Annotated in this window: 13 protein-coding genes; 6 read left to right on the top strand and 7 right to left on the bottom strand. The window is 63.9% G+C overall.

Translation table 11 applies throughout. The features are described 5' to 3' along the window. Positions 1-68: 68 nt before the first annotated feature. Genes ACE04F_RS22195 through arsC form a run of 3 tightly spaced genes read right to left on the bottom strand, consistent with a single transcriptional unit; the run spans position 69 to position 1,442 of the window. Positions 69-494, bottom strand: coding sequence for a DUF2069 domain-containing protein (locus ACE04F_RS22195; RefSeq protein WP_486109943.1), 426 nt, complete (start codon positions 492-494; stop codon positions 69-71). Beyond that, complete coding sequence (wrbA, locus tag ACE04F_RS22190; protein ID WP_434572410.1) at positions 487-1,092, bottom strand: NAD(P)H:quinone oxidoreductase; 606 nt, start codon at positions 1,090-1,092, stop codon at positions 487-489. The genes ACE04F_RS22195 and wrbA overlap by 8 nt, the downstream gene beginning before the upstream one ends. Beyond that, positions 1,089-1,442, bottom strand: a complete 354-nt coding sequence (arsC, locus tag ACE04F_RS22185) for an arsenate reductase (glutaredoxin) (RefSeq protein WP_486109942.1) — start codon at positions 1,440-1,442, stop codon at positions 1,089-1,091. The genes wrbA and arsC overlap by 4 nt, the downstream gene beginning before the upstream one ends. 105 nt (positions 1,443-1,547) lie before the next feature. On the opposite strand from arsC, the gene ACE04F_RS22180 reads away from it, so the two are divergent. Then, positions 1,548-2,015 (top strand): TlpA disulfide reductase family protein, encoded by a 468-nt coding sequence (locus ACE04F_RS22180; RefSeq protein ID WP_486109941.1) that lies wholly within the window; start codon positions 1,548-1,550, stop codon positions 2,013-2,015. Positions 2,016-2,082: 67 nt separating this feature from the next. On the opposite strand, the gene ACE04F_RS22175 is transcribed toward ACE04F_RS22180, so the two are convergent. The 4 genes from ACE04F_RS22175 to ACE04F_RS22160 form a co-directional block, all read right to left on the bottom strand. Continuing rightward, on the bottom strand, positions 2,083-2,487 hold the full coding sequence (locus ACE04F_RS22175; protein ID WP_486109940.1) for an META domain-containing protein: 405 nt from the start codon (positions 2,485-2,487) through the stop codon (positions 2,083-2,085). After that, positions 2,487-2,921, bottom strand: a complete 435-nt coding sequence (locus ACE04F_RS22170; protein WP_486109939.1) for a hypothetical protein — start codon at positions 2,919-2,921, stop codon at positions 2,487-2,489. Before ACE04F_RS22170 ends, ACE04F_RS22175 begins: the two co-directional genes overlap by 1 nt. A 181-nt stretch (positions 2,922-3,102) precedes the next feature. Next, positions 3,103-4,092, bottom strand: coding sequence for a 2-hydroxyacid dehydrogenase (locus ACE04F_RS22165; RefSeq protein ID WP_486109938.1), 990 nt, complete (start codon positions 4,090-4,092; stop codon positions 3,103-3,105). Between the two features lie 66 nt (positions 4,093-4,158). Then, a complete protein-coding gene (locus tag ACE04F_RS22160) occupies positions 4,159-6,909 on the bottom strand; it encodes a response regulator (RefSeq protein ID WP_486109937.1) in 2,751 nt (916 codons plus the stop codon). 214 nt (positions 6,910-7,123) lie between these two features. On the opposite strand from ACE04F_RS22160, the gene ACE04F_RS22155 reads away from it, so the two are divergent. The 5 genes from ACE04F_RS22155 (at position 7,124) to relA (ending at position 14,051) form a co-directional block, all read left to right on the top strand. After that, a complete protein-coding gene (locus ACE04F_RS22155; RefSeq protein WP_486109936.1) occupies positions 7,124-7,846 on the top strand; it encodes a response regulator transcription factor in 723 nt (240 codons plus the stop codon). Then, positions 7,833-9,254: a histidine kinase sensor domain-containing protein gene (locus ACE04F_RS22150; RefSeq protein WP_486109935.1), complete on the top strand. Its 1,422-nt coding sequence runs from the start codon at positions 7,833-7,835 to the stop codon at positions 9,252-9,254. Before ACE04F_RS22155 ends, ACE04F_RS22150 begins: the two co-directional genes overlap by 14 nt. A 176-nt stretch (positions 9,255-9,430) precedes the next feature. Further along, positions 9,431-10,333 carry a cysteine synthase CysM gene (gene cysM, locus ACE04F_RS22145; protein WP_305499413.1) on the top strand — a complete coding sequence of 301 codons (903 nt, stop codon included), beginning with the start codon at positions 9,431-9,433 and terminating at the stop codon, positions 10,331-10,333. Next, positions 10,333-11,703, top strand: coding sequence for a 23S rRNA (uracil(1939)-C(5))-methyltransferase RlmD (gene rlmD, locus ACE04F_RS22140; RefSeq protein WP_486109934.1), 1,371 nt, complete (start codon positions 10,333-10,335; stop codon positions 11,701-11,703). The genes cysM and rlmD overlap by 1 nt, the downstream gene beginning before the upstream one ends. A 101-nt stretch (positions 11,704-11,804) precedes the next feature. Further along, positions 11,805-14,051 (top strand): GTP diphosphokinase, encoded by a 2,247-nt coding sequence (relA, locus tag ACE04F_RS22135; protein ID WP_486109933.1) that lies wholly within the window; start codon positions 11,805-11,807, stop codon positions 14,049-14,051. The last annotated feature ends 35 nt before the right edge of the window (positions 14,052-14,086 follow it).

Genomic DNA, 14,086 nt, shown 5'->3' with positions numbered 1-14,086 from the left:
CTCCCACACTGGATCTGGGGTGTTCACAAATCCAGTGTGGGAGCGAGCCTGCTCGCGAAGGCGGTTTCTCAGGCCACCGAGATCTCGCCTTCGCCGGCCAGCCGCCGGTTCAACTGGAACCGCCAGCGCACATACAGTAACGCCGAGCAGAACAGCGCCACGCTCGCCGCCATCTCCAGCACGCCGAACCACTGTCGGTTCGGATCGTAGGCCGCCAGCGCGCCCTTGATGAAATACAGGTTCACCACGAAACACATCCACGAATGCCCGCGTGCGCTGCCGCTAAGCATGCCCGGCGCAAGTATCAGCAGCGGCACCAGTTCGATCAGCAGAATCACCCAGGGGCGCGCGCCGTGCAGGTCGGCGATCAGCAGGTAATACCCGCTGAGCAGCCCCACCAGGCCGAAAAAGCACAACAGGCTGAGGTTACGGGCGATGTGCACGCGCGGCTCCAGCCACTCGATCGGCGGCAGGATCTTCGGCTTCTTAGCCACGGCCGTTCTCCAGCAACAAAGCGGTTTTTGCCAGGCGCAGGCCCAAGGCCCGGCACAGGGCGACTTCGTGTTCATTCAAGCCGCTTTTACCGTCGGCGCCGGCGTGGTGGCTCGGGCCGTAGGGCGTGCCGCCGCCCTGGGTGTCGATCAGCGCTGACTCGCTGTAGGGCAGGCCGGTGATCAGCATGCCGTGGTGCAGCAGGGGCAGCATCATCGACAGCAGCGTGGTTTCCTGGCCGCCATGCAGGCTCGCGGTGGAGGTAAACACCCCGGCCGGCTTGCCCACCAGGGCGCCGGTCAGCCAGAGGTTGCTGGTGCCGTCGAGGAAGTATTTGAGCGGCGCGGCCATGTTGCCGAAGCGGGTCGGACTGCCCAGGGCCAGGCCGGCGCAGTTCTTCAGATCATCGAGGCTGGCGTAGAGCGGGCCCTGTTCGGGGATATCCGGCGCCACCGCCTCGCACTCGGTGGAGATCGCCGGCACCGTGCGCAACCTGGCTTCCAGTCCGGCCTGCTCGACGCCGCGGGCGATCTGGCGGGCCATTTCGTTGGTAGAGCCGCTGCGGCTGTAATACAGCACCAGGATATAGGGCGTGCTCACGGCAGGATCTCCAGGATTTTCTCCGGTGGGCGGCCAATCACCGCTTTGTCGCCGGCTTCGAGAATCGGCCGTTCCAGCAGTTTCGGATGGGCAGCGATGGCGGCGATCAACTGCGCCTGGCTCAGGCTTTCGTCGGCCAGGTTCAGGCTCTTGTATTCATCTTCGCCGGTGCGCAACAACTGGCGTGCATCGATGCCGAGCTTGCCCAGCAGCCGCTCCAGCTGCGCAGCGTCAAGCGGGGTTTCGAGGTAGCGGACCACGGTGGGCGCCAGGCCACGGGCTTGCAACAGTTCCAGCGCACCGCGGGATTTCGAGCAGCGCGGGTTGTGATAAAGCGTCAGATCAGTCATGAGCGGGTCGCATCTTGCGTAAGGTGGCGGCTATTCTACTGTGCTGCGAGGCCCCTAGCACCTGATGGGTCGCGCAGTTGTTCACATTCAGACAAGGATCGGCACATGGCAAGGCGATTGGCGGCGGCACTGACATTCATCGGCATTTTGTTGCTCGCCGGCTGCGGCAATGATTACGGCGTGGACCAGAACGGCCAGCCGATTGCCGCGCAGCGGCTGGACAAACAATGGCTGGTGCTCAACTACTGGGCCGAGTGGTGCGCGCCGTGTCGCACTGAAATCCCCGAATTTAATGCCTTGGCCGAACAGCTCAAGGGACGCAACGTAGGTGTCTTCGGGGTCAACTTCGATCAGGTGCAAGGCGAAGAGCTTAAGAGCGCCAGCGAGAAGCTGGGCATCCGTTTCACCGTACTGGCCCGGGATCCGGCCGAGTTCTTTGATATCCCGCGCAGTGAGGGGCTGCCGGTGACGTACATCATCGATACCCAGGGCAAGGTGCGTGAACAATTGTTGGGAGAGCAGACGGCGGCGGCGGTGATGGCCAGGTTGGCGGCTTTGCAAGCGCTGAAATAGCACCCCGTGACGAGGCAGGCTTTTTGTGGCGAGGGAGCAAGCTCCCCCGCCACGGGCCCCACAGGATTCAACCCTCTTCCAGCCACCAGCGCAACGGCTTGCCCTGGGCCGGCCAGAAACGTGTCTGGCCGATGGGCGACATGTCCCAGCGCTCGACCTTCTCCAGCGCCTGCAAGAAACGCGTCTCCTGCTCCATCAACGCCGGGGCGCAGAGTTTGCGGGTGCTGCCGATCCGGCCGAAACTCAAGCGATCGCCTTCCAGAGTGTAGGGCGCGAACCAGTGGTTGCAGCCGGCATTGCCGTAGGCACGACCGTCATCGTCGAGGGTGATGGTCAGGTGGCTGTAATCCATCAACGGCCGCTCGCCGATCCATTCAAGGATGTAGCTGCGGTTGTATTGCAATTGCACCGGATCGGCGGCGCAGCCCATCAGGCTGGCACCGATCAGCGTGGCCAGGACCAGATGTTTCATCAGGCGGCTTCCTGGCATTTCGGGCAGCGGTGTTTCTCCCCGTCAGTCGTCCAGCCCAGCTCGGCAATGCGTGCGCTGGCGGCCGGTTTCTGGGCCTTGCTGCCGAGCTTGGCATCGACGGCGAACTCGAAGCTCAGTTCCTTGGCGCATTGGTCGCACTTGACCTGCCAGGTGTGGATCGCCAGTTCGCCAAACACCGGACCGGTGGTCATGGCGGTCCATTGGCCCATCGGCTTAAGCAGATGGCGAACGGTGTCGACGGTCAGGCGCATGGAAAGGTCCTTGCTGCCCTTGAGGGTGACGAGCAATACATCGTTGGCCTGGATCGAGCCGCCATTGCCGGTGACCTGGTAACGGCCCGGCGCCAGGGCGCGGACCTCGGTCAAGGTGTGCTGCGGGTTCATCAGGGTGTAGCGAAAATCGTGTTCGGCCATGGGTCCTCCAGATAGGCGCGACATGCTAGCACGGGGGCTGGCTTGGGCATCGCCTACAAGCGGGACGGGCCGACGAAATCCCCCTGTGGGAGCGAGCCTGCTCGCGAAAGCGGCGCCTCAGTCGGCCAATGTGTGGCTGACACAGCGTCTTTGCGAGCAGGCTCGCTCCCACAGGGATGAGTCAGCCATCCACCAGGTTCTGCGGAGCGCCAGCCGCCCAGGCGGCGATGTTGTCGAGGGTAGTGGTGGCAATCGCGGCCAATGCTTCGCGAGTCAGGAATGCCTGATGGGCGGTCACCACGACATTGGGAAAGGTCAGCAGCCGCGCGAGCACATCGTCCTGCAACGGCAGGTCGGAGCGGTCCTCGAAAAACAGCTCGGCCTCTTCCTCGTAGACATCCAGCCCCAGGTAACCCAGCTGGCCGCTTTTCAACGCTTCGATCAGTGCCGGTGTATCCACCAGGCCGCCGCGTCCGGTGTTGATCAGCATGGCGCCGCGTTGCAGGGTTGCCAGGGAGTCGGCATTGATCAGGTGTCGGCTCTGGTCGTTGAGCGGGCAGTGCAGGCTGATGATCTGCGCCTGCGCCAGCAGATCGGCCAAAGGCAGGTAGCGGGCCCCCAAGGCTTCGACCTGAGGGTTGGGGAACGGGTCGTAGGCCAGCAACTGGCAACCGAAACCGGCCATGATCCGGGCAAAAGTCGCGCCGATCTGTCCTGTGCCGACCACGCCCACGGTCTTGCCCACCAGGTCGAAGCCGGTCAGGCCATTCAGGCTGAAATTGCCGTCCCGGGTGCGGTTGCAGGCGCGGTGCAGGCAGCGGTTCAAGGCCATGATCAATGCCACCGCATGTTCAGCCACCGCATGGGGCGAATAGGCCGGCACCCGGACGATGCTCAACCCCAGACGCTTGGCTGCGGGCAGGTCGACATGGTTGAAACCGGCCGAGCGCAGGGCAATCAGCCGGGTGCCGCCGGCCGCCAGTCGTTCCAGCACCGGCGCGCTCAGGTCGTCGTTGATGAAGGCGCACACCACCTCGTACCGTACGGCCAGGGCTACCGTGTCCAGGCTCAGGCGTGCGGGTTGGAATTGCAATTCAAGGCCGGCGGGTAACGCCGCCTTGCTGAAACTGTCGCAATCGTAGGTCTGGCTGCTGAATAGAATTGCACGCATGACGGCCTCCTGGCGCTGGGATGAACCGAGCTTAACAGCCATTGCGTCGCTGACCATTGCGCTGGGTCAGGCGCTGATGCGCGCCTCGCTGGCCAGCCGGTTGATGGCACGGTCCAGGTCTTCCAGGGCTGCGGCAGCCCTCGGGTCTTGCTGCTTGAGCAGGGTTTCGCTGCGTTGGCAGGCTGCGCGCAGTTGTGGTACGCCACAGTAGCGCGTGGCCCCGTGCAGGCGATGGACCCGTTCGATCAGGGCCGTTTGGTCGTTGGCCTCGCTGGCCTGGCGGATCGCTTCGCGGTCGGCTTCAAGGGAGGCGAGTAGCATCGCCAGCATGTCCGCCGCCAGGTCGGCCTTGCCGGCGGCCAGGCGCAGGCCTTCCTCATGGTCAAGCACCAGCAGCTCGCTGCTGCCCTGAGCGTCAGCGCCCCGATCCGGGGTCTGGTTGCGTAGCGCCAGGCCGGTCCATTTGAGCACGACCTGAGCCAATTGCCGCTCGCTGATGGGCTTGGTCAGGTAGTCATCCATGCCGCTTTGCAACAGGGCGCGCTTCTCGTTGGCCATGGCATGGGCGGTGAGGGCGACGATCGGCAGAGGCGTGCAATGCCGCTCGCTTTCCCATTGGCGGATCGCTTCAGTGCTCTGGCGGCCATCCATGCCGGGCATCTGTACGTCCATCAGGACCAAGTCAAAGGTTTCCTTCTGCACGGCCTTGACCGCCGCGTAGCCACTTTCCACCGCCAGGACCCGGGCGCCCATGTCTTCGAGCAGGGTCTGTACCAGCAGCAGGTTGGCCGGGTTGTCGTCCACGCACAACACTTTGGGGGCGCGGCTGGCCACCGGTTCATTGGGTTCGTTGCGGGTCGGGCGCGGATTGACCAAGTCGGAAAGCGATCGGCGCAGCTTGCGGGTGCAGGCCGGCTTGGCCTGCAATTGGCTGTGGGGGTTGGGCACCGAGAGATGGAACAGCGTCTGTTCGGTGGTGGGGCACAGCACCAGCACTTTACAGCCCAGGTGCTCGAGGTCCCAGATGTGCTGGTTGAGACGCTCCGGCGGCATGTCGTTGCTGGTGATGCCGAGCACGGCCAGGTCAATCGCCTGGTCGGTCTGGTGCGCGACGGTGACGCCGTTGGTGAGGTTTTCCAGGGTATTGAACGGCGTCACCTGCAATCCGCAGTCTTCCAACTGGTGCTGCAAGGCCTGGCGGGCCAGCTCGTGATTTTCCAGAACCGCCACACGGCGCCCCAGCAACGGTGGGCCGGGCAGGTCTTCGGCGTCGTCACGGGTCTTGGGCAGGCGTAGGCTGATCCAGAACTCCGAGCCTTCGCCCGGCGTGCTGTCGACGCCGATCTCACCGCCCATCTGCTCCACCAGCCGCTTGGAAATCACCAGGCCCAGACCGGTCCCGCCGGGCTGCCGGGACAAGGAGTTGTCGGCCTGGCTGAAGGCCTGGAACAGCGCCCGCACGTCCTGGCTGGACAAGCCGATGCCGGTGTCCTGGATGCTGATGCGCAACTGCACGCTGTCTTCGTGCTCGTCTTCGAGCATGGCGCGGGCGACGATGGTGCCTTCACGGGTGAACTTGATGGCGTTGCTTACCAGGTTGGTGAGGATCTGCTTGAGCCGCAGCGGGTCGCCCACCAGCGACAGCGGCGTGTCACGGTAGACCAGGCTCACCAGCTCCAGTTGTTTGGCGTGAGCGGCGGGGGCGAGGATGGTCAGGGTATCCTGCAACAGGTCCCGCAAGTTGAAGGGGATGCTGTCGAGCACCAGCTTGCCGGCCTCGATCTTCGAGAAGTCGAGAATCTCGTTGATGATGCCCAGCAGGCTGTCGGCGGATTTTTCGATGGTGCCCAGGTAGTCGAGCTGGCGCGGGGTCAGCTCGCTTTTCTGCAATAAATGGGTGAAACCGAGGATGCCGTTGAGCGGCGTGCGGATTTCATGGCTCATGTTCGCGAGGAATTCGGATTTGATCCGGCTCGCTTCGAGCGCTTCCTTGCGGGCCAGGTCCAGCTCGATGTTCTGGATCTCGATGGTTTCCAGGTTCTGGCGCACATCTTCGGTGGCCTGGTCGATGCTGTGCTGCAATTCTTCCTGGGCGTTCTGCAAAGTGCCGGCCATGCGGTTGATGCCCGACGCCAGCTCATCCAGTTCCTGGCTGCCCAGCGGTGGCAGGCGGGTTTCCAGATGACCGTCCTTGAGCTGCGCCACGGCTTGCTTGATCTGGCTCAGCGGTCGATTGATGGTGCGGCCCATGCGCAGGGCCAGCAGGGCGGTGCAACCCAGGCCAGCGGCGATCAGCAGCAGGCTGGCGAACAGGCTGCGGTAACCGCGCAGCAACATGCCGCTGTGGGACAGCTCCAGTTCGACCCAACCGAGCAGACGATCGGCTTCTTCGGGTATCAGTTCGCCGGCCAGGTTGCGATGCTTGCCGAACACCGGCAACAGGTAGCGTGTGGCGTCGTTGCCGGTGCGTTGCAGCAGTTGGCTGCTGTTGCCCTCCGGCGCCCGGTTGAGCATGGTCGGGCCGGCGTGGGCGAGCGGCATGCGGTCGGGGGCGAGGAAGGTCACCGCGCGAACGTCGGTTTGTTCGAGGGACTGGGTAGCGACGCGTTCCAGCAGCTCGATGTCCTGGCGGCTCATGGCCGGGGCGACCAGCGGGGCCAGTTGTTCGGCGATCATCTCGCCGCGTTGCAGCAACTGAGCGTGCAGGTCCGATTGCTGCATCCAGGTGAAATAACCGCCCAGGACCAGCGCCATCAAGGTGGTCGGCAGCAGGGTGAGCAGCAGCACCCGGCCTTTGATTCCCAGTTTCTTGAGCACACTTGTCTCCTGCATCCAGCGGTTCGATTGAGCTTTGCACGCATCCGGCGCGCAACATCTGCGCAGTGTAGCGATTTGCAGGCGAGCCTTCTTCGTAAAATTCATGTCGTTGCGCATCCGGGCTGCTGGCCTTGTGCCGTGGCGATACGCGGCGGTTGCCTGGCGGATGCCGATCTTGAATAATCGCCCAACTGAGAATTGTTTGCAGATACTGATGAATCCCATCCCCGCTGTTCCGCCGCGCATCCTTGCCATCGAAGACGACCCCGTGCTGGGCGCTTATGTCCATGAACACCTGGGCCGCAGCGGCTTCGAAGTGACCTGGTGCCAGAACGGCCAGGATGGCCTGGACATCGCCTGCCGGCAGGCTTTCGACGTGGTGCTGATGGACATCCTGCTGCCCGGGCTGGATGGCCTCGCGGTGCTGACCCGTCTGCGCAGGAGCCATGCGACCCCGGTTTTGCTGATGTCTGCCCTGGGCGCGGAAGCGGATCGTATCAGCGGCTTTCGCCTCGGCGCTGACGATTACCTGCCCAAACCGTTCAGCATGGCGGAGTTGCGCGTGCGCATCGAGGCCATCCTGCGTCGGGTGGCGCTGGATCGACGTCCGGTCGAAGTGACGACCCTACCCCAGGCGCAGGACCTGGAGTTTGATGAGGAACGCAGCGACGTAAGCGTCCAGGGTCAGTGGGCGGGCCTGACGCGCAGCGAATATCGTTTGCTCGACGTCCTGCACCGCAGCGCCAGCGAAGTCCTGAGCAAGGCGTTCCTCTATCAGCATGTGCTGCAGCGCGGCTATGCGCTGCATGATCGCAGCCTGGACATGCATGTCAGCCAGATCCGCCGCAAGCTCAAGGCTATCGGCTACACCGCGCGGGAACTGCGCACGGTGTGGGGCAAAGGCTACGTGTGGAGTGCCGTCGATGAAGTGGTCTGATCTGCCCGGCCGGCATTCGCTATTCTGGAAACTGGCGTGCCTGCTGGTGGCGTTCTGTCTGCTGATGATCTGGCTGAGCTGGTCCTGGGGCCGCTATATGGAGGAGCGCAACCAGTTCCTTTCGGACGAAGCTCGCAGCACCCTCACGCGTTACGCCGCCGAGGCCGAGCACGCCTGGCGGTCCGGCCGACAGGCGGGGGTGGACCGCTGGTTGCAAGGCATGCAGCCGCGCGAGGCCAGCTGGGTTGGGGTGATCGGCCCTGATCTGCAATCGCTGAGCGGCCAGCCGTTGACCGAGAAACAGGTCGAACGGTTGACCTTCCTGCGCGGCCTCGATTGGCCGATCCACAAAAAGGGACGACCGTGGCTGCGGGTACCGTTCCCCGGCGAGCCCTCCGTCGGCAGCCTGGTGATCGAACTGCCCGAGCGTTTCCTGCCGGGGCAGTACCAATGGTTCTGGCGCGCGATGACCAACGGCGTGATTCCCGGACTTTTCACCCTGTTGCTCTGTGTCGGGCTGTACCGCTTGCTGGTGGTGCCGCTCAATCAACTGCGCGAACAGGCCAATGCCTGGCGGGCCGATCAGCTGGGCGTGCGCCTGTCCAGCCGTACCACCGAGCGTGCCGATGAACTGGGCGAGCTGGGTCGCGCCTTCGATCACATGTCCGAGCGGTTGCAATCGACCGTCGCGCTGCAACAGCAACTGCTGCGCGACTTGTCCCACGAGCTGCGCACGCCCCTGAGTCGCCTGCAAGTCGCCAGCGACAGCGAGCAGGACCTGGACCAGTTGCGCGAGCGTATTGCCCGGGAAGTCGAGGGTATGCGGCGATTGGTCGAAGACACTCTGCAACTGGCCTGGCTCGACACCGAACGCGCGCCGTTGGCAGTTGAGGCGATCCAGGTGCAGGCCTTGTGGGAGATGCTCACGGAGAACGCCTGTTACGAAAGCGGCTGGCCCAGCGCTCAACTGCAATGCACCGTCGATGCCGATTGCTGGGTTCAGGGCAATCTCAACGCCTTGGCGCAGGCGCTGGAAAACATCCTGCGCAACGCCATCCGTCACTCGCCGCCCGGCGGCGTGGTCCGGCTGGACGGTCGACGTGAGGGCGGTTTCTGGCTGCTGTGGCTTGAAGACGAAGGCGGTGGCGTGGCCAGGCAGGATCTTGAGCGGATCTTCGACCCGTTCACCCGTCTCGATGGTTCTCGCCCGGGAGACGGCGGTTTCGGGCTGGGGCTGAGCATCGCCCGCAATGCGCTGGCGCGCCAGGGTGGGCGGCTGTGGGCGCAGAATGGCAGGAAGGGCTTGCGATTGAATCTGCATTTAATGGCCTGCCAAGCAGCCACCGCCTCCGTGGCGAGGGAGCTTGCTCCCGCTGGGGCGCGCAGCGGCCCCCTGCAAACTGCCTGACACACCCACAAAACCCGAATGGGGCGACTTCGTCACCCAGCGGGAGCAAGCTCCCTCTCCACGGAGGCGGTGGCTGCTTATTCCCATAAGCCATAACCACCACACTTTGCGTGATATGGCCTCGCCGGGTTTGCCGGTATGATAGGCGCCCCCGCAGCCCGGATTGCGAATACGCCATGACTTTGCAGTACCCAACCATCGCCGATTGCGTCGGCAATACTCCGCTGGTTCGCTTGCAGCGCCTGCCTGGCGCGACCAGTAATACGCTTTTGCTCAAGCTCGAAGGCAACAACCCGGCGGGTTCGGTCAAGGACCGGCCGGCGCTGTCGATGATCACCCGTGGCGAATTGCGCGGGCAGATCCGCCCCGGCGACACGCTGATCGAGGCGACCTCCGGCAATACCGGCATCGCCCTGGCGATGGCGGCGGCGATCAAAGGCTACAAGATGATCCTGATCATGCCCGACAACTCCAGCGCCGAGCGCAAGGCGGCGATGACGGCCTATGGCGCCGAGCTGATCCTGGTGACCCAGGAAGAGGGCATGGAAGGCGCCCGGGACCTGGCCGAGCGGATGCAGGCCGAGGGCCGGGGCAAGGTGCTGGACCAGTTCGCCAACGGCGACAACCCAGAGGCCCACTACACCACCACCGGCCCTGAGATCTGGCGCCAGACCGACGGCACGATCAGCCATTTTGTCAGCTCGATGGGCACCACCGGCACCATCATGGGCACTTCACGCTACCTGAAAGAACAGAACCCGAACGTGCAGATCATCGGCCTGCAACCGATGGAAGGCTCGGCCATCCCGGGCATTCGCCGCTGGCCGGAGGAGTATCTGCCGAAGATCTACCAGGCCGATCGCGTGGACCGGATCATCGACATGGCCCAGAGCGAAGCCGAGGACGTGACCCGTCGCCTGGCCCGTGAAGAAGGGATTTTCTGCGGCGTGTCTTCGGGCGGTGCCGTGGCGGGCATGTTGCGTTTGTCGAAGGAAGTGGAAAATGCAGTGATCGTCGCGATCATCTGCGACCGTGGCGACCGTTATCTGTCGACCGGCATCTTCGACGCGCCCAACTGATGGCCAAGCAAGAAAGAGGCTTGCGCTTCCAGCCCAGCGGCGGAAGCCGGGCCCCGCAAGTGCCCACCGGAAAAAAGCAGCGCCTGACCATTGAGCGCCTGGCCAACGATGGCCGCGGCATTGCGTTTGTCGACGGGCGGACCTGGTTCGTCATCGGCGCCCTGGCGGGCGAAGAGGTCGAGGCGCGGGTGCTCGGTGCCCACGGCAAAGTGGTCGAGGCCCGCACCGAACGGGTGTTTTCCTCCAGCGAACTGCGTCGTGCAGCGCCCTGCGTGCATGCCGGTCGCTGTGGCGGCTGCAGCGTCCAGCATTTGCCCCACGGCGAACAGCTCGCCCTGAAACAGCGCATGCTTGCCGAGCAACTGTCGCGGGTCGCCGGAGTTGAGCCGGATGAGTGGGCCGCGCCGTTGAGCGGGCCGGAATTCGGCTATCGACGTCGCGCCCGGGTGGCGGTGCGTTGGGACCAGAAAGCGAAAAAGCTTGAAGTGGGTTTCCGTGCCGTCGGCAGCCAGGACATCGTAGCCATTGGCGAATGTCCGGTGCTGGTACAGCCCTTGCAACCGATCATGAGCCGCTTGCCGGAACTGCTTCGTCGTTTGGGTAAACCTCAGGCTTTGGGCCATGTCGAGTTGTTCGCCGGCTCGTCCCTGGCGTTGTTGCTGCGGCATATGGCGCCGTTGTCGGAAGCCGACCTGACGATCCTCAAGGATTTCTGCGCGTTCCACCAAGCCCAATTGTGGCTGCATGGCGAAGGCGAGCCGCAACCGGTCGATCCGGGGCAGGCCCTGGGTTATCGCCTGGAAACCTGGGATCTGGAGTTGGCTTACCGGCCGGGGGATTTCATCCAGGTGAACGCCGCCGTCAACCAGGCGATGGTCGCCCAGGCGCTGCAATGGCTGGCGCCTCGCCCCGAGGACCGGGTGCTGGACCTGTTCTGTGGCCTAGGCAATTTTGCCTTGCCGCTCGCCAGGCAGGTGCGCGAGGTGGTGGCGGTGGAGGGCGTGCAGACCATGGTCGAGCGCGCGGCGGCGAACGCACTCAGCAACAATTTGCATAACACTGCCTTTTTTCAGGCCGATTTATCCCAGCCTTTGGCGGGTGCCGAGTGGATCGGCGAAGGCTTTTCTGCGGTACTCTTGGACCCACCCCGTGATGGTGCTTTCGAGGTGGTGCGCAAGCTGGCCTCGCTGGGTGCCAGGCGGCTGGTTTATGTGTCGTGCAACCCGGCAACTTTGGCCCGGGACACGGTCGAATTGATCAAGCAGGGCTACCGGTTAAAACGTGCCGGGATTCTCGATATGTTTCCTCAGACGGCGCATGTCGAGGCCATGGCGTTATTTGAAGCGAGCCAGGATGGCTTGTCCGACTGACCCGTTCGTGCCGACCCGCCACAGCCCTGGGCGGAAACACGGGCAACGAAGGTCAGCGATGTCGACGCATTGAATCTGCGTCATAGGGAAGGTAAGTAAAGATGGTACAGGTGAGAGCACACCAGCCGATCAACACCGACGGCAGTATCAATCTCGAGGCTTGGCTCGATCACGCGGTCAGTATCGATCCGGCACTGGATCGCGAAGCCTTGAAAGCCGCCTGCGAGTTCGCTCGCGAGGCGGAACAGCAACACAACGCGGCGAAGAACCTGTGGTCCGAAGGCACCTCGAGTTTCCAGACGGGCCTTGAGATCGCCGAAATCCTCGCCGACCTCAAGCTCGACCAGGACTCGCTGGTCGCCGCGGTACTTTACCGTGGCGTGCGCGAAGGGCAGATCCAGCTGCCGATGGTCAACCAGCGTTTCGGCACCGTGGTCGCCAAGCTGATCGACGGCGTGTTGCGCATGGCGGCCATCAGCGCCAGCCTCAGCCCGCGCCAGTCCATGGTCCTGGGTACCCAGGGCCAGGTGGAAAACCTGCGCAAGATGCTCGTCGCCATGGTCGACGACGTGCGTGTCGCGCTGATCAAGCTGGCCGAGCGCACCTGCGCGATCCGCGCCGTGAAGTCCGCCGACGACGAAAAGCGCAATCGTGTCGCTCGTGAGGTGTTCGACATCTACGCGCCGCTGGCCCACCGTCTCGGTATCGGTCACATCAAGTGGGAGCTGGAGGACTTGTCCTTCCGCTACCTGGAGCCCGACCAATACAAGCAGATCGCCAAGCTGTTGCACGAACGACGGCTGGATCGCGAGCGCTTCATCACCGATGTCATGACCCAGTTGCGTGAGGAATTGCAAGCCACCGGCGTGGAAGCCGATATCAGTGGCCGGGCCAAGCACATCTATTCGATCTGGCGCAAAATGCAGCGCAAGGGCCTGGAATTCAGCCAGATCTACGACGTTCGCGCCGTGCGCGTGCTGGTCCCGGAGATGCGCGATTGCTACACCGCGCTGGGGATCGTCCACACCTTGTGGCGGCACATTCCCAAGGAATTCGACGACTACATCGCCAACCCGAAGGAAAACGGCTACCGCTCGCTGCACACCGCGGTCATCGGCCCGGAAGGCAAGGTGCTTGAGGTGCAGATCCGCACCCATGCCATGCACGAAGAAGCCGAGCTGGGGGTTTGCGCCCACTGGAAATACAAGGGCACCGACGTCAAGTCCGGGTCCAACCATTACGAAGAGAAAATCTCCTGGCTGCGCCAGGTGCTGGAATGGCACGAGGAACTGGGTGACATCGGCGGCCTGGCGGAACAGCTGCGGGTCGACATCGAACCGGACCGGGTCTACATCTTCACGCCCGACGGCCACGCCATCGACCTGCCCAAGGGCGCGACGCCGCTGGACTTCGCCTACCGGGTGCATACCGAGATCGGCCACAACTGCCGTGGCGCCAAGATCAACGGGCGGATCGTGCCGCTCAACTACAGCCTGCAGACCGGCGAGCAGGTCGAGATCATCACCAGCAAGCACGGCACGCCGAGCCGCGACTGGCTGAACCCGAACCTGGGCTACATCACCACTTCGCGAGCGCGGGCGAAAATCGTCCACTGGTTCAAGCTGCAGGCCCGCGACCAGAACGTCGCCGCCGGCAAGACCCTGCTTGAGCGCGAGCTGAGTCGCCTCGGCCTGCCGCAGGTGGATTTCGACAAGCTGGCTGAAAAAGCCAACATGAAGACCGCCGAGGACATGTTCGCCGCCCTTGGCGCCGGCGACCTGCGCCTGGCGCAACTGGTCAACCTCGCCCAGCAACTGGTGGAGCCGGAACGCGGTAACGAGCAACTGGAACTGATCCCGCGCAAGGCCACCGGCTACAAGCCCGGCAAGCGCGGCGACATCCAGATCCAGGGTGTGGGCAACCTGATGACCCAGATGGCCGGCTGCTGCCAGCCGCTGCCGGGGGATGCGATCGTCGGCTACATCACCCAGGGCCGTGGCGTGAGCATTCACCGCCAGGATTGCGCCTCGGTGCTGCAACTGGCTGGTCGCGAACCGGAGCGGATCATCCAGGTCAGCTGGGGCCCGGTGCCGGTGCTCACCTACCCGGTGGACATCATCATCCGCGCCTACGACCGTTCCGGCCTGCTGCGTGACGTGTCCCAGGTGCTGCTCAACGAGCGGATCAACGTGCTGGCGGTCAACACCCGCTCGAACAAGGAGGACAACACCGCACTGATGTCCCTGACCATCGAGATTCCGGGGCTGGATGCACTGGGGCGGTTGCTGGGGCGGATTTCCCAGTTGCCGAACATCATCGAGACCCGGCGCAATCGGACACCGGGCTAAAGGCACAGTCCAGAAATGTGGGGGGGGGGGGGGGG

It is taken from the genome of Pseudomonas sp. AGC41, from assembly GCF_057334555.1.
The sequence above is the reverse complement of the archived record's forward strand: the minus strand, read 5'-3'. Positions and strand labels throughout refer to the sequence as shown.